This window comes from Nocardioides sp. Soil805 (assembly GCF_001429625.1).
GTDB lineage: Bacteria > Actinomycetota > Actinomycetes > Propionibacteriales > Nocardioidaceae > Nocardioides.
Genome location: NZ_LMSU01000004.1, coordinates 1 through 18,961 on the forward strand (window position 1 = coordinate 1; position 18,961 = coordinate 18,961).

The 18,961-nt window shown below is 69.2% G+C and carries 15 protein-coding genes and 1 pseudogene; 7 read left to right on the plus strand and 9 right to left on the minus strand.

What is annotated here, in order from left to right:
- Positions 1–208 precede the first annotated feature (208 nt).
- From ASG94_RS21845 to ASG94_RS17430, 3 genes are all read left to right on the plus strand, one after another.
- Complete coding sequence (locus ASG94_RS21845) at positions 209–478, plus strand: hypothetical protein (protein WP_156411676.1); 270 nt, start codon at positions 209–211, stop codon at positions 476–478.
- A gap of 273 nt (positions 479–751) precedes the next feature.
- Positions 752–1,465: a hypothetical protein gene (locus tag ASG94_RS17425; protein ID WP_056927766.1), complete on the plus strand. Its 714-nt coding sequence runs from the start codon at positions 752–754 to the stop codon at positions 1,463–1,465.
- Positions 1,465–2,772 (plus strand): MFS transporter, encoded by a 1,308-nt coding sequence (locus tag ASG94_RS17430; protein WP_156411677.1) that lies wholly within the window; start codon positions 1,465–1,467, stop codon positions 2,770–2,772. The genes ASG94_RS17425 and ASG94_RS17430 overlap by 1 nt, the downstream gene beginning before the upstream one ends.
- A 79-nt stretch (positions 2,773–2,851) precedes the next feature.
- Here ASG94_RS17430 and ASG94_RS17435 read toward each other — a convergent pair whose 3' ends face one another.
- Complete coding sequence (locus tag ASG94_RS17435) at positions 2,852–4,624, minus strand: glycosyl hydrolase family 18 protein (protein WP_235537316.1); 1,773 nt, start codon at positions 4,622–4,624, stop codon at positions 2,852–2,854.
- A gap of 353 nt (positions 4,625–4,977) precedes the next feature.
- On the opposite strand from ASG94_RS17435, the gene trxA reads away from it, so the two are divergent.
- The gene (gene trxA, locus ASG94_RS17440) at positions 4,978–5,304 is read left to right on the plus strand and encodes a thioredoxin (protein ID WP_056927769.1); all 327 of its coding nucleotides are present in this window, start codon (positions 4,978–4,980) and stop codon (positions 5,302–5,304) included.
- 480 nt (positions 5,305–5,784) lie between these two features.
- On the opposite strand, the gene ASG94_RS17445 is transcribed toward trxA, so the two are convergent.
- Complete coding sequence (locus ASG94_RS17445) at positions 5,785–6,507, minus strand: SDR family NAD(P)-dependent oxidoreductase (RefSeq protein ID WP_056927770.1); 723 nt, start codon at positions 6,505–6,507, stop codon at positions 5,785–5,787.
- A 666-nt stretch (positions 6,508–7,173) separates the two neighbouring features.
- Here ASG94_RS17445 and ASG94_RS17450 point away from each other — a divergent pair.
- From ASG94_RS17450 to ASG94_RS17460, 3 genes are all read left to right on the plus strand, one after another.
- Positions 7,174–8,220, plus strand: a complete 1,047-nt coding sequence (locus tag ASG94_RS17450; protein ID WP_156411678.1) for a hypothetical protein — start codon at positions 7,174–7,176, stop codon at positions 8,218–8,220.
- Positions 8,221–8,345: 125 nt separating this feature from the next.
- Entirely contained in the window at positions 8,346–12,101 is a 3,756-nt protein-coding gene (locus tag ASG94_RS17455; RefSeq protein WP_156411679.1) for a hypothetical protein, read from the plus strand.
- 135 nt (positions 12,102–12,236) lie between these two features.
- A complete protein-coding gene (locus ASG94_RS17460) occupies positions 12,237–12,656 on the plus strand; it encodes a hypothetical protein (RefSeq protein WP_156411680.1) in 420 nt (139 codons plus the stop codon).
- Between the two features lie 464 nt (positions 12,657–13,120).
- On the opposite strand, the gene ASG94_RS21435 is transcribed toward ASG94_RS17460, so the two are convergent.
- The 7 genes and pseudogenes from ASG94_RS21435 to ASG94_RS17490 all read right to left on the minus strand — a co-directional run bounded on the left by ASG94_RS21435 (position 13,121) and on the right by ASG94_RS17490 (position 18,946).
- Complete coding sequence (locus tag ASG94_RS21435; protein WP_082624315.1) at positions 13,121–13,573, minus strand: TetR/AcrR family transcriptional regulator; 453 nt, start codon at positions 13,571–13,573, stop codon at positions 13,121–13,123.
- 117 nt (positions 13,574–13,690) lie between these two features.
- Positions 13,691–15,142, minus strand: a complete 1,452-nt coding sequence (locus ASG94_RS17465; protein WP_056927969.1) for an SCO6880 family protein — start codon at positions 15,140–15,142, stop codon at positions 13,691–13,693.
- A gap of 6 nt (positions 15,143–15,148) precedes the next feature.
- Positions 15,149–16,417, minus strand: a complete 1,269-nt coding sequence (locus ASG94_RS21850) for a type IV secretion system protein (protein WP_156411681.1) — start codon at positions 16,415–16,417, stop codon at positions 15,149–15,151.
- 32 nt (positions 16,418–16,449) lie between these two features.
- Positions 16,450–16,755 carry a DUF6112 family protein gene (locus ASG94_RS17475; RefSeq protein WP_056927775.1) on the minus strand — a complete coding sequence of 102 codons (306 nt, stop codon included), beginning with the start codon at positions 16,753–16,755 and terminating at the stop codon, positions 16,450–16,452.
- A 32-nt stretch (positions 16,756–16,787) separates the two neighbouring features.
- Entirely contained in the window at positions 16,788–17,078 is a 291-nt protein-coding gene (locus ASG94_RS17480) for a DUF6112 family protein (RefSeq protein ID WP_235537317.1), read from the minus strand.
- A gap of 77 nt (positions 17,079–17,155) precedes the next feature.
- Positions 17,156–17,527 (minus strand): annotated as a pseudogene (locus tag ASG94_RS22670) (C40 family peptidase); the annotation flags it as partial.
- A 753-nt stretch (positions 17,528–18,280) separates the two neighbouring features.
- Positions 18,281–18,946, minus strand: a complete 666-nt coding sequence (locus ASG94_RS17490) for a hypothetical protein (RefSeq protein WP_056927777.1) — start codon at positions 18,944–18,946, stop codon at positions 18,281–18,283.
- Positions 18,947–18,961 lie beyond the last annotated feature (15 nt).

Genomic DNA, 18,961 nt, shown 5'->3' on the forward strand with positions numbered 1-18,961 from the left:
GACCCGTGCGGGTGCGGGTGATTGCACGGTGCCCTCGAGCCTGATCCTTCCCGGCGGTTCGGAGCCGCACTGGTCTTCCGCGCCCCTCAGCGCACCCGACCCCGGTCCCGGCCCGGGCCCCGGTCCCGGCCCCGGCCCCGGTCCCGGCCCGGGCCCCGGCCCCGGTACGGGCTCTGGGACGGGAACCGGGACCGGCACTGGCGCGGTCTTGTTGAACACGAAGCGTCCCGTCATCTCGGGAAAGGCTCGGACAGGCCGGAAGCTCAAGGCCTCCACAGGCTTGTGGTCGTTGCCGGGCGCGAGCTTTGCCTTCCAGTGGCTGCGCAACGGCAAGAAGATCAGCGGGCGGACAGGGAAGAGCCAGACCTACCGACTGGTGCGCGCCGACCGCCGGAAGAAGCTGAGCGTCCGCGTGACGGCAACGCTGTCTGGACGCAGCCAGACCGCGACGAGCCGGGCGGTCAAGGTGAAGCGCTGACGGCCATCCCCCCGACGAACCCCGCCGTCCCAGCATCGTGACGGCGGGGTCTGTCGGCACAGCCGCAGCAGGACCGCAGCACCACTCCACCGGCGCCGGCGACGCTGTCCGTGCAGGACACGGCACCCCCGGAGTCGTCCCGGCCCGGTGGTGCTCTCGCCATCAGGCGACGCGCGGTGTGATCCTCGACCGCCGGTGCTGCTCACAGGCGAGAGGTCACTCGTGGATGGGCCTCGCCAGGAGGCCGCACCGGACGGTTCAAGGAGGAGAGCAGTGCCAGGCTACAGCCGCATCCTCTCTTGGAGTGGTGGCAATGACGCCGCCTTCGTGCTCGACGAGCACCACGACGCGCTGCTGACCACCTACGACGAGGGCACCGCTCACCTCCCGCACACCCAGGTGATGCCTCTCGATGCGGCTCTGGCCCAGAGTGACAGCCTCGGTCTGCCAGTAGTCGCGGTTCCGATCCCGAGTCCGGGGGACGCGCCGTTGTACGCCGAACGGATGCGCGAGGCGGTCAACCAGTTCTCCCCGCGCGCACACATCGACTTCGGTGATCTGATCCTGGACGACCTCCGAGCAGACCGCGAGGCTGCGCTGAAGCGTGCAGGCTTCTGCGCACAGTTCCCCGGATGGAGCGTTGACAGTGCCGACCGTCGCAACCAGATCACCGAGGCCGGGATAGGTGCGGTCGTCGTGTCACTGGACACGCGCGTACGGTCACCGGACCTGCTCGGGCAGTCCTTCGACGCGTCTTTCGCAGGCGCGCTGACCGCGGGCGTGGACCCGTGTCGGCAGCGCGGTGAGTTCCAGACCTTTGTCCTGAATCACCCGCGTTTCAGCTTCCCGATCCCGTGGCACGGTGGGGACATCGTCCATGAAGGCGACTTCGCGATGCTCCGGCCACACATGTTGTGGCAGGACCACCCGGGTTCCAAGCCTGCGCCCGCGGGCTCGTGCGCGGGTGCGGCTCGCCACCCGTCGTGATGAGGTTTCTGAGGAGGAGCAGACCAACAGCCGTCCGTCAGCAGTCGCCACCTTGGCCGCACAAGTTCACTGTGCTGCGCCGGAGCGTGGTTCTCTCGGCACTCGGTGCAGGTATGTCCGTCGTGGTCTTCCCCTACCTCGCCTACCAGGCGACCACGGACGCACGGCAAGTGGCGCTCCTCTCGCTGCTTCCCCACAGTGGATGGCTCGCACTCGGTCCCTTGGCGCAGCGTGCCGTTCGCACGCTCGGAACGTGGGGCAGCCTCATCGTGGGCGACGCGCTCAAGGGTGCGGCGGCCTGCTTGCTGGCGATCGCGAGCTGGCAAGAACTTCCATCTCTGGTGCAGCTGCTCGTCGCGGGATGCGCCATGGCGCTCGCCTCGCCCCTCCAGGACGTGGCTGCCACCGTCGCCGTTGCGAGGACGGTGCCGAAGGAGCACCTGACACGCGCGAACTCACGGATCCAGGTACCGGTGATTGCGGTGCTCTTCCTTGCCGCCCCGCCTCTCGGAGGAGCGCTTCTCGGTGTCGCCCCGTGGTTGCCGTGGAGCGTCGCGGTGGTCGCGCATGTGTCGGCCCTGATGTGCATCAGCACGGCCGTTCACTGGCGTCGTGGTCGATCAGTCGTCAACGCTGCCGCATCTGGTCCCGTGGCGGATCGGGGCCGGAGATCGGACTCTGCCCACGTGGCCGCCTCGCGTGACACGTCGTCGAACCTGCCACCAGCCCGCGTCGCCCCGACGATCCGCTGGCTCCTCGCTCCCGTAGCACGAGACTGGACTCCGCTGCTGGCGCTGGCTGTGGTGGTCACGGCACTCGCGTCTGGGTCAGCCGAGCTGATGGTCTTCCTTGCCGAGGAGACCCTGAACGGTGGCGTGTTGACCCTTGCGTCGATCACCACCAGCTTGGCGGTGGGCGGCCTCGCAGCGACGGCTGCGGCACCCGCCATCTCGCGGCGCATCACCTTCCGCGCTGCATCGCTCGCAGCCACTGCGCTGATCGCCGCGGAGTTCGCGGTCTTCGCCTCCACAGCGAACCTCGCAGCCGTGCTCGTGATGGCTCTTGTCGGTAGCGCCGCCAACAGCGGATGGCACGTGATGGTGGTGGCTCACGTGCAAGCACACGCCCCTCCACACCGTCTGCCGTCCATCGTGTCGATCTACAGGACGACCGCAGCATGGATGACACCCACGTACGCCCTGCTCGCTGGAACGATCACCCACCTGCACGGGTTGGATTCAGCGTTCGCCTTCACGGCGCTGGCCGCAGCTCTGTGCGCTGTCGCGGCATGGACGACAACTCGGTAGCAGCACAGTGGTCGGCGCCCACAGCTGGACGCGGTCGCTGCCGGTCCAGAAGGTCGTCCAGGCAGAGCGCGGCGAGCGATCAGCTCAGGAACGCCCGCTTCACGGCATCGAGGAGCGGGTTCGACTGCGAGCGAGGCACCCAGCCGTAGTTCAGCGTCCAGATGATGGTTCCGCCGGCGCCCGTCTCCTTGACCCAGTCGCCCTTGGCCTGGATCGACTGCTCGTCCTCGTAGGAGAGGAAGCCCGCGGGGAGGCGGTCGTCGTCGAGGGGGTGCTGCGGGTTGGTGGGGGGGACGTAGCCCGACGCCCCGTACTGCTCGTAGGTGCGGTAGGTGGACTGCGCCTCAGCATCCCAGTGCCGGGTGCCGTGGGTGAGGTAGCCCATCCGGTCCAGAGCGCCGTAGGCGAGGTCGTCGTCCTTGGTCTCCCAGATGTCGTTGCTGTTCGTGTTCTGGCGTGGGCCGGTGACGTCAGGGCCCCAGTAGATGCCGTAGAAGCCGATCCCGAGGCCGATACGGTCGCGTGGCACCCCAGCAGCCACGTAGGCATCGATGCTTGAGGCGATGTCCACCGGATGCGTGGCGGTGGCGCCGGTGAGGGCCCCGGAGAACCACGAGTCCCACTCGGCTCCGTTGTAGGTGGTGCCGATGCCGTAGGACATCAGGTTGTACTGGTCGACGGCGTTCGCGATGTCCGCCTGCCACTGTGGAGCCTTCCCGTCCTCCAGCTGGTAGTTGAGATTGAGCGGGTAACCCGGGAAGGTCACCAGCAGCGGGTCCCCGGCGAATCGCTCGCGGGTGGCGGCCTCCGCCCGGAGATCGGCGATCAGCGCCATCAGCCGACGGCGGGCCTCGGTCGCAGCCACGGGGGCCTGACCGGCTGCCTCGCCGCACCCTGCATCGCCGCTGAGACAGTTCTCCCAGTCGAGGTCGATGCCGTCGTAGTCGTGCTGGACGAGGTAGTCCACGACGTTCTCCACGAATCGTGGACGGACGGCGTCATCGGTGGACAACATGAAGCCGCGGCCGTCCAGGCCGTCACCGCCGAGCATCAGGAGGGCCTCCGCGCCCGTGTCGTGGGCTCGGTCGACGAGATAGTCCTCGACGCTGCGGCCGCTGCCATCGGGGGCGCGTCCGCTCCGGTGACCGGATCCGGCTCCGGGTACGAGGTCGCCGGGCACGTAGGGGTAGCCGGGATAGTTGAGGTCGTCGGGCTCACCCTCCAGGGAACCTCCGCCCGGAGCGACGCGACCGAACACGAAGTGCGTCATGGCACTCATATCGACGTCCTCGGGGGCAAGCATGTCCCCGACTTCCCAGAACCAGCCGGCGTAGTAGCCGGTCACCCAGGGACTGCCCTGGGGCTGCTGCGTCGGATGCTGCGTCGGAGTGGTGGTGGGTGTCTGGGAAGGCGTGGGGGTCGGCGACGCCGTCGGGGCGTCCGTCCCGACCGGCATGAGAACCTGGACGGGACTGATCCATGCCCGGAGCCGGACCACCTTCAGGACGCGTCGCCCGTCCACCATCGCAGCGATGCGCACCGCAGTCCTGGGAGCGCGGACGCGGTACGGGGTGGGCCCGCTGACGGGCCGGGGGTGATAGGCCACGCGACCGGACCGCCGCGACCTAGCACGAGACTCGGTCCGCCACCCCTGCGAGCCCAGCCGTTGGAGTTGGGTGAGGCGCCGCACCCGGCGGACCGTTCGGCTGTCCCCGATCACCGAGGCGACACGCGTGGGGACCTTCACGCGGACGGCGACCTGCGCCGTGCGCTGCGGCGGAGCGGATGCGCCGGATGACTGGGTCATGGCCGCTAGCGGCGGGGCCAAGACGACAGCGATGAGCGCGACCACCAACGTGGTGACGGTCCGTGACGGATGGCGAGCGTTTTGCATGTGACGTCCTCTCCCAGGTCCCGACGTGTGGCGGTCGGCGCTGCGCGCATCCTCGAGCACGTCACTGCGAGCGGACTGGGGCCGGTCGCGGGGCACTGAACGTTCTTCGTCTGCGCCCCACCACTATGAGCCGGGCCGCGGCTGCGTCGACGACCCAGCATCGCCGCGGGTGTGCCTGGGCCCTCCCAGCGAACCCACGTCACGTCTGGCGTGGGCGTCCCCGAGCGGTCGTCACAGTCGGGTCGCAGTGGACGAGGGCAGGATGTGGGGACATCAATCACAAGCCGCAGGGCGATCAGGAGGAAGAAGCGATGTCCACTGTCAGCTCCGTCACCGACACCACGTTCGCGGAGGAGGTGTTGGGGTCCGATGTCCCCGTGCTGGTCGACTTCTGGGCCCCGTGGTGCGGCCCCTGCTTGCAGATCGCGCCGATCCTGGAGGAGATCGCGGCGGAGAAGGTCGGGCTGCTGCGGGTGGTCAAGCTCAACGTCGACGAGAATCCGCTGACCGCGTCCCACTACCGAGTGACGGGAATGCCCACTCTCAACGTCTACCGTGACGGGGAGGTCGTCGCCGAGATCCGTGGTGCCAGGCCCAAGTCGGCGTTGCTCCGACTGCTCGATCCGGTCGTCGGCTGATCCAGGAACCTGAACCACCGACGGGGACGGCTCACGGACATCGACCAGCCATATGGCGGGCACGATTCCTACTGCGACATGGGTTTCCCGAACGTCCTGCAGCTCCAAGTGAGACACGACGACGAGTGGGTCCTTGCGTTCCGCCAAACCCGACCCTTCTGGGTGAACCACGCCGTAGTGGCCCCGAGGGGCGCTACCAGGACTCGAAGCACCTCCACGTCCACATCCACAGAGCGACGAACCCACCATTTCCTGATCTGAGGAGCTCGCGACACCGCAGGGTTGGCGAACGTCGGGTGCCGAGTCGCGACCGGAGACGGATGCCGTGGTGACGACCCACCCGCTTCAGGGACTGCGACGTGCCCAAGTACCCCGTCGCAGGTTGTCGAGGTTACGTGCCAGACGGCGATCGGGCGGGGCTCTGCGGGACAGGCCAGTCCTGCAGGTGCTGCTCGGGTCCGGGCGTTCGGATCCGGCCCGTCACGTGAGGTTGAGTCCGCCGTCGAGCACGATGACCTCACCGGTGACGTACGGGTGGGAGACGAGCGACGCGATGATGTCGGCCACGTCCTCAGGTGTTGCTGCGCGACGCATCGGCGCGTGCTCACGCCACAGGTCCTGGGCCTGGGTCCACGATGCCGTCATCGGCGTGTCCACCAGGCCGGGCGCGACTGCATTGACTCGCACGTCCGGGCCGAGCGCAGCGGCCATCAGGCGGGTGACGTGGTTCAGGGCCGCCTTGCTGGCGGCGTACGGCACGGACGAGCCCTTGGGCCGCACGCCGGCATGGCTGGTGACGTTGACGACGCATCCGCCTGCCCGTGCGAGGAAGGGTGTCGCCGCAGTGCCCACCGCCCAAGGAGCGATGAGGTTCACCTCGAGGATGCGGCGCCACACGTCGGGAGACGCGGTCGCCATGTCGGCGTGGGGGATGGGCCAGCTGATGCCGGCGTTGTTCACCAGGACGTCGAGCCGACCGAGGGTGGTCAGGGCGCCGCCGACCGCCACAGCCGCACTGTCGGCATCGGCGAGATCCGCCTGGAGGTAGGTTCCGTCCAGCTCCTGGGCGAGCCGCTCACCGGCGTCCCGGCTCTGTCCCGAATGCACGATCACGTGCATGCCGTCCCTGGCAAGGCGGCGCGCGACGCCTTCGCCGATGCCGGAGGTGCTGCCAGTGACGAGGGCGATCTTGCGGTCCGACATGGGGGGAGCGTAGGGGGCCGAGTGCGGTGTCGCTGCGCCGCTACTGGATCGAGGTCATGTCCGTCCGAGCCGGTCGACCTCGCCCCCTGTGGCCCCGTCCCTGGCGGTGACCTGGGCCCACTCGCGCGAGTGTCGTCCCCAGGGAGCCCCGCCCGGTCGGCGCTCAGCTCAGGGAATCGTCACGACGACCTTGGCCAGGGCGTGACCTGCATCCATTCCAGCGTGCGCGCACGCGAGGTCGCCGAGCGGCTAGGTGACTGCCTGCGAGGCCCTCGACGCTGCGGCCGCTGCCATCGGGAGCTCGTCCGCTCCGGAGACCTGGCGACGACCGCTACGGAGACGCGGCCGTCGGCCGCGTCTCACGGCTTCGGGTCGAGCACGACGGCGACTGGGTCCAGGCGCTCCACCACTCATGCCTCCTTCTGGAGTGTCACATCGTCGTGGTCCCCGGCAAGTACATCGGGTTCGCTGGCGACCGTGGGTCCGGGCGCCGAGGAGTCGGTGCGACGGCTCCCGGAGGTCGTCGGGGATCTTGCGTCGGACATTGAAAGCCGTGACGAGAGGCTGCCGTCGTTACCAACCTCGGTCGCTACCAGGACTCGAAGCACTTACACATCCGCAGTCGCAGCGCAGCGCCGTCCCAGCACTCGGCTGTCTCCTGCTTCCATGACGCTCAGATCCCGTGCCAGAGTCCTCGTTGTTGCTTGCCTCCTCGTCACCTCCCTTGCACTGATGGCCGGGGGAGGCGTCGCCGGCGCGATGGCCGCGACCAACGATGGCCCTCACCAGGTCGACCGCCCGAAGGCCGTCGAGAAGCGCTACCTCTACAGCGCCACGTTCACCGCCTCGGTCACCCAGGACCTCAAGATCGTCTACCCCGGCTTCAACAACGAGGAGGAGTGGCACCTGTCGGCATCCATCGCCGGTGTCCACCCTGCGCTGGAGGTGTCGACGGAGAATAGTGAGCTGGTCCCGCGATCCACCAGGTCGAGGGTGACGGTCCAGAGTGCCAGGGCGACGACGAGCCTCCGGACCGACGATGGGCGCGTGACGTCCAACTGCGAGGGTTCCACGGTCGAGATCGGGGGCAGGCCCACGCCCGTTCCGGGGCTACTGTTCGGCTCCAATGAGTTCCTGGCATACGGCGCGCTCGCATTCCCGACCACGTGCACCGACAACCAGGGTGGGCCCCCCGGTACGGGCACCTATTTCCTCCCGAAGCTGGACGCCGAGCTGACCCCGACGAGCGGTGAGCCCGGCGACGCACTCCTGACCTACGCAATCGATGGGGCTGTGGGCACAGCTCCGCTCCAGTACGAGCTGCTTTGCCCGGGATACGAGGAAGGCCCCAGCAACACGTGCGCCTACCAGATCCGGGGCACGCTCAAGCTCAAGCTCATCAAGGAGATCGTCGCCCCCACGGGGGCGTCCAAGGGGGCCTCGGTCACGCCGGGCGCCACCAAGGCCGCCGTGCTGGTCCAGTGCCCCGCGGCCTGCCGCGCGGAGATCGAGGTGATGCCCCTGCGGGGCAGCCCGCGGGTGCTCGCGCGCGACACAGTCTCGCTCGTCCCGGGCAAGCGTTCCTCGGTGCAGGTGCCGATCCCCAAGAAGAACCGTCGCCCGGCGGTCCGGTCGGGTGGCGTCCGCATCAGGATCACCTACCGCATCCCGCTCGCGGGAGCGTTCTCCGAGGAGCGGCGCGCGCTGCTCTGACCCGGACCGGACCGCTCGGCCGGGCGCACGCATCGACGTGCGCCCGGCCGCAGCCACCTCGCAGCACACCTCCAGCCGTCCGAGTGATCCTCGGTCGGCTTGCCACGCTCACGAAGGGGATATCCATGCCGTTCACTCCACTGTCGCCTCGCCGCCCACTGTCGGGACTCACGACGGTCGTGGTGCTCGCGGCCGGCCTGCTGGCGGTGACCCCCGGCGCGACGTCGGGAGCCACGGGAGGCTCGGCCGCGCCGACCAATGCCTCCGTGGACGGCGTCACCGTGCTCGGACGGTCCGGCGCCGCCGTGGCAGCCGGCGAGCAGGTCCCGCTCGAGTGGACCGTGGTGCCGCTCGAGCCCCTTGTGGCCGGCGGGTCGGCAGTGGGAGTCGCCATCAACGACGCGGGGCAGGTCGCCGGCAAGGTCGGAGTCGAGGGCGAGGGCGGCTGGACCTACCGGGCCGCGCGGTGGAACCGGGAGGGCGAGCTCGTCTTCGTCGGAGCCAGCGACACCGAGGCCGTGGCGATTAACGAACGTGGCGACATGGCCGGGACGAGGAGCGCCGCCGGCGTCTCGGAGGCCATGGTGTGGCTCGGTGACGAGGCGCAGCGACTGCCCGGTGGGACGCCGTACGTCGCGGGGCGAGCCACCGACATCAACGACAACCGGCTGGTGGTGGGGGTCGCGGCGCGCCCGGCCGGCGACGGGACCGGGCGGACCTTCCTGGACCCGGTCTCCTGGAACGCCAGCGCGACGTCCGAGATGACAGTGGTGGACTCGCGCACCAGCAGCACGGCGGGGCCGCCCACCGTCAACAACCACGACCAGGTCGTCTACAACGCGTGGGAGGAGATCCCAGGCGGCACCGGGGCGAACTCCTATGCCTTCCTCCAGCAGGACGGGGAGGACAAGAAGCTCCCGTCGATCTACATGGGACAGGAGCTGCTCGACGACGGGTGGCTCATGGGGCAAGGCCGGACCGAGTCGTCCCGCAATCACATCTTCCTGACCTCGACGTCCGACACGCAGGTCCAGGTCGTCGCCTCGGGCAGCAGCTCGGTGGACTACTGGCCGGCGGCGACGGGCACCAACGACCTCCACGACGTGGTGGCCAGCGGCCCCACGCTGGCGGCGAGCGTCTTCTGGAAGGGGCAGCAGCACGTCACCTTCGACGAGCTCATGACCTCCGTGCCGGGCTACGAGGACGCCTCGGGCGGTGCACCGCACGACATCAACAACCATCGCGAGATCGTCTTCGACCGCTGGGTCGACGGCGCCCGTGCTCCCAGCGGCTTCCTGCTCCGGCCCGTCCTGCGCGCCGCGGAGATCCTCGGCGGTTCGATCCAGGTCCAGGACCGGATCGGTCGCTGGGTGGACGCGCCGCGTGGCGTGGTCGAGGGCACGTCCGCCCGGGTGCAGTTCTCCATCGGCAACCCCGACGTCGAGCCGCACGACGTCGAGGTTCAGATGGTGGACTCCAACGGCCTCCCCCAGGGCGAGGAGTGGACGACGCGACTCGGGTCCGGCGAGGCGCGCACCGCGTCACTCGGCTTCGACACCGCTGACACCGCGTGGAGCTGGGAGGGGGGCGGCGTGCCCGCGGGCCCCATCGAGCTCTACCTGATCCTCAGGGCCGACGGGCAGTACATGCACAAGGCCCGCGTGCTCCTGCAGACGAGCCCGGTGCCCGTGGTGTTCGTGCCCGGCTTCAACGACGACCTCGCGGAGTTCGACACCTGGACCCAGCTGATGCGGGACGCACACCCCTGGTGGCGCGTCCACACCGTGGGTGACGGCGACTACCCCGGGGCGGTCGACGGCGGATCGGCGTCGGCGTTGAACTTCTATCCGGCCGACGTCATGTACGACGCCCAGAACGTCGCCGACTACATCAGTGCCCTCCGGGACGAGAGCCTGGCGCCCCGGGTCGACCTCGTCGGCCACTCCACCGGAGGACTGGTGGGGCGCGCGTACATGTCCAAGCTGATGCCGTCCATCGACGGCACGCCCCTGCTCCGCAACATCGTGCTGCTGGGGACCGCCGACATCTCCGGCTCTCCCTGCGCGGACATGCTGCCGGTGCCGGCCATGACCCACCTGCGGACCGACTGGATCGACGACTTCAACAGCAGGGGAATGGCGGAGTTCCAGGGCGTGCGGCGTACGTCGATCGCGGGCACCATCGAGCCCACGACGTGCGGCGCGGAACTGATCGGCGACGGTCTGGTGCCGGTCCGGAGCGTCGGGGAGTCCCACGCCGTGCAGCTGCCGGAGAGCGAGCACACGCTCCTCGCCAACTGGGACGTCTTCCTGAGCGCCATCGCGCCGGTCATCATGCCCCGCTTCCCCTCGCCGGAGCGGGTGCCGAGCGCGGGTGGCGGTGCAGACGCATCGCGGTCCACGCTCCAAGCCGGGACCGGGCAAGAAGATGCCGTGCCGCCGCTGGTGCTGTCGGAGTCGGTGCTCGTCCAGTCAGGCCGGACCTCCTTCGTCACCTTCGAGGCGGGTGCGGACGCGGACGGCGCGGGTGCCACGTTCGCCGCCCCTCCTGGCATCGGCGCCACCCTCATCTCGCCCGACGGCACGACCGTCGACGAGGTGACCCCCGAGCCCGGCGTGTCCGTCCGCTCCCTCGTCACCCCACCGGGCGCGGTCACACCGGGCACTTGGCGTGTCGTCCTCACCAACGAGACCGACACGTCAGCAGTGGCGGCGCTGATGGCCTACCTGCCGGGCTCCGACAGCGTCCTCACGGTCGACGCGACCGCTGGCGAGGACTCACTGACCCTGCACGCCGACTTCACGAACGCCGGAACAGCCGTCACGCCGGCGACCGTGACCGCCAGGCTGATGAAGGGCGACCAGTCGCGCACCGTGGTCCTCGAGCCCGACTCGGCCGGAGGGTGGTCGACCACGGTTCAGGGGCTGGCCCACGGCGACTACCTGAGTGTGCTGCGCGCCGAGGCCGGTGAGCTCGTACGCTTCGCCACGGCGGCCGCCACGGTCGGCGAGGTGCCGCGCGACACCTCGGCGCCGGTGGTCACCGCCACCGTCACCGCCCCGGACTCCGGCGAGTGGCACCGTGACCGGGCGGTCGCCACCCTGGAGGCGCAGGACACCGGCCCGGGCGCGTCCGGAGTCGACACGATCACCTGGCAGCTGAGCGACCCCGCGACCGGGCAGTACGACTCGGGGAGCACCCTCGACTCCGCCGTCCGGGTCCCGGTGACCCGATCCGGGACGACACGGCTGCAGTGGCAGGTCACGGACAAGGCGGGGAACACCGCCAGGTCCGGCGACGCCGGTGTCACCGTGCGGGTGGACACCGGGGCGCCCACCATCACGCTGAGCGACGACGTGGGCGCCGTCGACGGCCGATCGTTCGAGCAGGGGGCGCGGACCGTGCTCCGGCTCGACTGCGCGGACGACCAGTCGGGCATCGGCACCTGCGGCGGCGACCTGGTCACCGGGGGACTGCTGCCCACGAGCAGCCCTGGTCAGCACACCGTGACCGTGCGCGCCACGGACCGGGTCGGCCACACCAGCGTCGCCACCGTCAGCTACGTCGTGACCACCGCTCCGAGCACCATGCTCGCGCCCTCGCGGATGCTGGGCCGGGTGACGAAGGTGACCCGCATGGGCAGGGTGGTTGGACTTCTAGTCACCGGCACCGTGCGCTCCACCGCACCCGTGACAGGGCAGGCCGAGGTCCTGAACGGGCGTCGACTCGTGCGAACGCTCACGGTCCAACGCTCCGGACGTGTGCGCACACTTCTGCGGGGCCTGAAGCCCGGGAAGCACCGCATCACGGTCCGCTACCTCGGTTCGCCGACCGTCGTGCCCTCCCGCCGCACGTGGGTGGTGAAGGTTCCGCGCCGCTGAGCAGCGCCGTTCGAGGCGGGTCGCCCCAGCGACCTCCCAGCGCCGTCGCACGCCGTGCCTGCATCGTGCGTACATGGACCTGAGCAGCCGGATCCCCACCCGTCCCCGCCACGGGAGCGGAACGCCGTCGTGAAGGTGGCGTCGCCGGACGAGGTCACCTGGCGAGTGACACGGCGCTGGGTTCCCTGGCGCCGACGGATCCGGGACACGACCGATCGGTTGCCACATCTGCCGGACGGTGGGATCGGCGACGATCCGATCAGCATGATCATCGGGCTGCTCCTCCTGATCGCGATGCTGCCGTTCCTGCTACTCATGCTCGTTGCCGGCCTGGAGATGGTGCTGATCCTGCTGGTCATGCCCTTCGCGGTCCTCGGGCGGGTCGTGGTCGGTCGCCGCTGGACCGTCGAGGTCCGGTGCGGCTGGGAGCCCCACAGTGAGGAACAGGTGGGCAGCTGGCATCACGCCGGACTGCGCATCCACGAGGTCGCCCGGGAGATCCAGCGCGGCCAAGTACCGCAGCGGACCCTGGGAACACCGCCACGAGAGCCGTGACGTCGAGCAGTCGCCGGCTCATGCAGCGGCGAGGCTCAGGTGCCAGACATGAACAGCTCGAGCCCGGACTCCGCCCCGGGACGGTGAGTTGATGAAGGGGTGGGCACCTCTTCGGGCGTCGACCGCTGTGACTGAGAAGGATGGCGTCCGCGACAATCGGCGGCCACGCTCACTCCGGCGCCCGAAAGCACTAGGCGAGTCGATGCCATTCCTCTCGAGCGATCAGCAGGTACCCAGGCTCGGGGGTGTCGCCGACGACCGCCCGGAGTCGTCCGATCAGGTCCAGTGGGCTCTCATCCGTCAACAGCTTTGAGCTCGCAGGGCTCGCAGCCGTCGCCACCGGTCCATGGCCGTGTCGGTCTCTGCCTCGAAGTGACGGGCCCGCGCGCGTCAGACATCGCATCGATCGCGTCGCCCGACCACGCAAGCACCATCCGGTCGGGAGGACCGAGGGAGGTCGATCGCTACCCGACCGGATGGCGAACAGCCTCGTCGGGGGGCTCAAGGCTGCATGCGCAGGGGGATCGTGGGGGGCCTCCCTGCACAGACAGCGTGATTGAAGCCGCTGGAGTGATGCTGCGGGTCGGCTGCGGCGTCGCCTGGACGAGCGACACCGCTACGTCACACGACGGGACGGCACAGGGGATTCGCCAGCTCGACGAGGTTGGTGCGCCTCGGTCCAGCTGGCCGTCCTGCTCGACCTGCAGCAGGACAGCCGCAGCCACCCCTGCAAGCCTGGCGCAGGACCAGTTCAAGAGGTCAACCTTGCTGCCGAGGTATCCGTACAGCCGCTTCTTGTTGACCCCGGCCCTTGCGGCGATGCGGTTCGCCCGGCCACCGGCATATCCGTGCCCGGCGAACTCCTCAACGGCGGCGTCCATCAGCATCCGTTTCGTCCGGTCGGTGTCCCAGGCCATGAAAAGCAGTACGGACGTTTCCAACCGTATGGTTGCACTGGACGTTTCGCCGCTGATCTCAGTGCGCTCACTGTGGGCGAGGCACTACTTGCGGGTTTCGCGGCACACCGCAGCGGATCAGACGGATCGGCCAAGGGGCAAGGCAGCTACGACGAAGCCCTGAGCCTGCTGCCCCCAGAGCCGACGCGTCTCGCATGAGGCCTGGATAGCGGCCTGCTCGATCGCGGCGACTCCACGCTCGAGCTCGTCGGGATCGTTGGCGCTGACGGCAACGAGACCGGTGCACCGTAGGACGCCGTGGCCAGCTGTGAGGTCGGCTTCCTGCTGAAGCACGTCCTGGTACTCCGCCGACTGCTGTGCATCTTCGATCTGACCGATCCGCTGCCGCTGGGCCGCGTCGGAGATGTACTCGGTCTTCTTCTTGCGGATGTCGCGGGCGGCGCGGTCTGTGCGTATCGGCGTGTAGAGCAGAGTGAAGGTCCGCCGGATGCCAGACGAGAGCAGCAGGGGCGCGAGGAAGCCCGGGAATACGAGCGACCGCGGCCATTCGCTGATCCAGAGGACGCAATGGTGCGCGGAGTCGCTGCGCAGACTGCCCCATGACTCTGTGACGGCGACCGGTCCTGCGGTCGCGAGGTTGCGACCCAGGTCGCCGTGGCGCTCAAGCGCCCCGGCGACCGCGGGGTCGTACGCCGACCGCAGGATCAGCGCCAGGTCTCCAGGGCCGAGCCAGCCACTAGGGGAGAGGTCCGCCGATCGCAGGGCAGCGAGGAGTGTGGTCATCTCTTGGCGGAGTACGGTCGCGGCGCCCTTCATCCCGCCTCCGGCCGCCCGGGAGGCTCGGCCGGCGACCTTCATGTCGAGCGAGATCGAGATGGTGCTGGCGTGCTGCTCACCGGCGGGTCCAGCGCGCTCGATCAACTCGGCGTACGTCGTCGACGCCCAGGTCGAGTCATGGTTGCCATGGCTGTCCCACCATTGGGCGAGGCCTCTCCCGGAGTCGGGAAGGGTGCGCTCCATGACCTGCACCGACGCGATGCGCCCCGATCGGCATGCCGTGGCGAGCACGCGTCCCCAGGAGACGACACGTCGCTCCTGCTCGGCGGGGTCCAGGAGCACGAAAGCGGGGTGGGATACGAAAGTGACGGCGGTCAGGGTCGCTGCGTGGGGGTCGTGGATCATGACGGCGCCGGTCTCGGGATCGAGCCACTGACGGAGCCGAGCAGCGTCCCCGGGCAGCGCGAGGGTCCCGGCGGGCCGTGGCTTGACGATACGGCGGCGATAGATCAACTGTCCGCCGGCGGAGCGCCACAGCCAACGGGCTCCGATCGGCGCCCACTCGATGAGCTTGCGACCTCCGACCCCCACGAACGCGAACACAGCGCAGATCCCGACGACGGGGAAGGCGATGACGACTTCACCGGCGTACAACCCGAGAATCAGGCTGGCGGCACCGATGCCAGCCATGACGAGCTGCAGCCCGGACAGCCCAAGAAGCACGCCGCGACGGCTGAGCCTAGAGAACTTCACCGGCGCGAGATGTGGCTCGGAGGCATTGCTGGCGCTCATCACCGGTCACTTCCTGGTCGCCTTGCCGGACATTTCCGAGTCCGCAACGTGGGGCGGCAGCGATGTCGGCTCCGCGGGCTGGCTGGCGTTGGCATGCCCATTGGCCTGGACCGCGACGAAGCTGCCGAGGCGCGGTCCCGCGGCAGCCGCTTCCTTTGTGACCACCGCCCCGGCGGCCACAGCGCCACCAGCGGCCGCTGCGCCCGTCAACCCACCGGTGCCGGCGCTCGCGCCGCCACCACCCCCAGCCCCGCCGCCGCCCCATCCTGACGGAGCGCCTCGCGAGGCGACACCGGCGGTCGGCGTACCTCCGTCGGAACCGCCGCCTCCGAGGACCTTGGTGGGCTCACTGCCGGTGCGGCGTGAGAGAGGGATCGGCATCGGTCTGTTGAGTGATGCTTTGGCCTCCTGTTCGGCCGACATCGCGTGGTACATGTCGAAGCCCATGAAGGCGATGGCCTTGTAGGTCAGGTACGGCGCAAACCCAGCCATCAGCATCAGCACGACGCCGGCCATCGGCTGGCTGACGGACTCCAGGTCCGCGTCGATGGGAGCCGACACCTGAGCGGTGGCGAGCAGGAAGATCACCACCAGGACGACCTTCGAAAGGATCATGGCAATGACGAAGGTCGCCCAGCGGTTGACCCAGGTGCGGGTGTGGTCCCAGCTTGATCCCGCCAGTGCGATAGGCGCGAACACGATCGCGATGAGCAGCAGGGCCTTGCGGACCAGGAGGCTGATCCAGACCACCATCGCCCCGACGATGGCGAGGCTGGCAAGGAAGATCGTCAGGATCGCCCCGGCCCCGGGAGCGGCGAGGTTGATGGCGCCGAGCCCGGCGGCGAGCACGGCGACCTTGTCGCCCATCTCGTTCATGTTCGTACCGGCGGCGTTGACGATGCCGATGCAGAGCTGATCGGTGATCTCGAGCGCAGTGCCAACGAGTGCGAGGGCGACGAAGGAGCCAAGGATGGATTTCGCGAGCCCCAGCGCGGCCCTGGAGAGCGCGGCCGGTTCGCGGCGGATCTTGCCGCCGATGACCTGGAGCATGAAGAAGGCGAGCATCACGAAGACCCCGACGCCGAACATGATGTTGTAGACCTTCGTGTACTCGCCGCCGGTCACGTCGAGGTACGTCGTGGTGCCGATAACCGTCCAGACGGACGTGAACATCCACTCGGCCGCGCCGCCCATGCCCTGAGCAAGCCAGTCGAACGGCGCGGTCACTACCGCGCCGGCCGCGTCGCCGGCGGCGTTACAGACCTCGTGGATCACCGGGACATCGCAGACACCCATGACGATCTCCCTCAGACTTGCTGGCCGACGTTCCAGAAGAAGTTCACGAGCGTCACCGAGGCGCCGCAGACGATCGCGGCTCCGAGGGCGACGAGTACGCCGAGCTTGCCGCGGCCCGCGAGGTGGGGATTGCTGGAGTTCGCGCCGAGCGCCCACACGATCGCGGAGATGATCAGGGCGAGTACGGCGAGGATCAGCCCGACCGTCATCGAGGCGCCGACGATCTGCTTGAGCTCGCCGATCCCAGGCAGACCGTTGGAGTTCGGGTCGATCTGGATGTCGAGGGGGAGCAGGAGGGCTGGTGGGGGAAGGTTCATCGGATCTACTCCTGACGTCGTGAGCGGACGTCCTACAGGTGCGGCCCGATGTCCAGCAGCCAGTTGGCCCAGGTGAGCGCGGCGCCCGTGAGGGTCGCGCCGCCGATCGCGACGAAGCAGCCTAGCTTGGCCTTCTGGGCGGTGTGCCAGCCGCCTGAGCTGGACGCCATCGCCCAGGCAATTGCAGAGACGACGAGCATGAGTACGGCGATCACGAGGCCGTACGTCAGCAGAGCGCCGACGATGGCCCGCAGGTCACCGGCGGCGCCGACTGCGCCGAAGTCCGGACCAACTTCAGCCCGGATCAGATCGCGTGGGCTCACGCTGATCAGGTGCGCGGCGGCGACCGAGCGCAGCTGGCATGTCGGGCCCTCCGACCCGACGACCACCTCTTCGGCTGTCAACCCAGGCGCCGTACCGTCATGACCTCGCCGGAGAACTCGCCGATCGTCCCGTAGCGGACGACGTCGCCGGTCCGCGGCGCGTGAAGGATCCGGTCGCCGCCGACGTAGATCGCCACGTGGTGCGGTCCCCCCGCGCCGGGATAGCTGAAGAAGATCAGGTCTCCGGGCCGCTTGTCGTTCCACGCGATGCCTTGGCCGGCATGGATCTGCGAGCCGCTGTAGTGGGGGAGACGGATGCTTCCCCCAGAAGCTTGGTAGGCGGCATAGAGCACGAGGCCAGAGCAGTCGAATCCTCCGCCGGTGGGCCCATCGAAGCTGCCTCCGCCCCAGACGTACGGCTTGCCGAGCTGTGTGGCTGCCGCCGTGACGAAGCCTCCAGGGAAACCGGGTGCGAGGTTCGCGGGAAGCTCGCTGGCGGGCTGGGCACAGTCCAGGTCGTTGGTGAGCGAGACACCGCTGATGGCGCTCAGGACCTTCTCGGCGACCGGCTGGTTGACGGCGTACCGATCCGGATAGGCGGAGACCTGCACCGCCTGAGCGGCGGCGCCAGGGTCCATCCTCTGCCACCCGTCGATGTCGAGCAGCCCGCGCGGTGACCCGTGGTTCGGTCCGCTCGCACCGCCGTAGAAGGCACGGGACGACCACACCGGGTCCATCAGGTTCTCGACGGTGCCCCAACCTGCGGCAGGACGCTGCTGGAAGAGACCGACGGAGTCGTGGTCGCTGCCGTCGCCGTCGTTGGGGATGCCTGCGGAGATGGGGGAGGCGCTCGTGTTCGACAGCACTCGCAGAGACGACTCCGTCAGCGCGGTCATGATGGCGATCAGCTGGCCTCGGGCCGGGATCCGGCCGTTGTCACCGACCGCGATGATCGTCGCTGCGCGCGCGAGCTGCTGCTTGCTGAGGGCGACGGACTCGCCGTTCGTGTTGGTCGCCGTGAGACTCGATGGGACAGCGCCGAAAACGCCCAGGCTGGCGGCAGCGTCGCCGTCCCATATGCAGCTGCCGGACCCGGCGGCGACCGGGCTGGCGAGCGTGGCGACGCCGAGAGCCGCGGCACCAGGGGCGAGAAGGACTGCAGCGACGGCACCGACGACGACGGTCTTCATGGTCATCCCGGCCTACCTCAGCGGATTGTCGAGCTCGGAGAGACGTAGAACGTGACAGCGCTCGAAGGAGGGCCGGCACGCGACGAAGACTGTGAAGGAGACCGGGTACGACGATTCAGCAACCTCGCCGTTCCAGACGCCGCTGCGGTGCCGGGTGCCGTCGACTGTCACAGCCGTCGTCCCGGGGCGGAGGTGCCCGTGGGCCTGCTCGACCGCGGCCGCCCAGGAGCCCGGGACGTATGCGTCGTTGATCTCGATCGTCTGCACGACCTCCATGGCCCCGAGGTCCAGCCACCGCTCGACCGTCGGCAGGTACGTCGTCACGTCGGCCAGCAGGCCAGGCGTCTCTTCGCCGGATGGGTCGCCGTCGGCAAGGACCGCAGACGTGTAGTCGCTCGGCAGGAATCCGGCTGCCGTGTCCCAATCGAACAGCGAGACGGCTACGGCACGTGCGTAGGCGATGGGATCTGTCGTGTGGGGGAGCGTTCGGTCCTGCATGCTGACGACAGGGCTGCCCGGCACGACGACGGCCTCGACCCCGGTAGGGCTCCCCGCGGATGAGTCGACGGTCGTGTCCCCAGGCCCTCGGACGAGACCGTAGAAGCCGACGCCGGCAATGATGAGGGCCAGCGCGCATCCGAGGAGGAGCATGATCTGGCGGCCGGTCAGGCTGGACATGGGCGCTCCGAGCGA

Excerpts from the sequence above, each read along its gene's own strand:
- ASG94_RS17445 (WP_056927770.1), bottom strand. The coding sequence starts at position 6,507 with ATGTCGGACCGCAAGATCGCCCTCGTCACTGGCAGCACCTCCGGCATC.
- ASG94_RS17455 (WP_156411679.1), top strand. The coding sequence starts at position 8,346 with ATGCCGTTCACTCCACTGTCGCCTCGCCGCCCACTGTCGGGACTCACG.
- ASG94_RS17490 (WP_056927777.1), bottom strand. The coding sequence starts at position 18,946 with ATGTCCAGCCTGACCGGCCGCCAGATCATGCTCCTCCTCGGATGCGCG.
- ASG94_RS17450 (WP_156411678.1), top strand. The coding sequence starts at position 7,174 with ATGACGCTCAGATCCCGTGCCAGAGTCCTCGTTGTTGCTTGCCTCCTC.
- ASG94_RS17465 (WP_056927969.1), bottom strand. The coding sequence starts at position 15,142 with ATGAGCGCCAGCAATGCCTCCGAGCCACATCTCGCGCCGGTGAAGTTC.
- ASG94_RS17430 (WP_156411677.1), top strand. The coding sequence starts at position 1,465 with ATGAGGTTTCTGAGGAGGAGCAGACCAACAGCCGTCCGTCAGCAGTCG.
- ASG94_RS17475 (WP_056927775.1), bottom strand. The coding sequence starts at position 16,755 with ATGAACCTTCCCCCACCAGCCCTCCTGCTCCCCCTCGACATCCAGATC.
- trxA (WP_056927769.1), top strand. The coding sequence starts at position 4,978 with ATGTCCACTGTCAGCTCCGTCACCGACACCACGTTCGCGGAGGAGGTG.
- ASG94_RS21435 (WP_082624315.1), bottom strand. The coding sequence starts at position 13,573 with ATGGCCTGGGACACCGACCGGACGAAACGGATGCTGATGGACGCCGCC.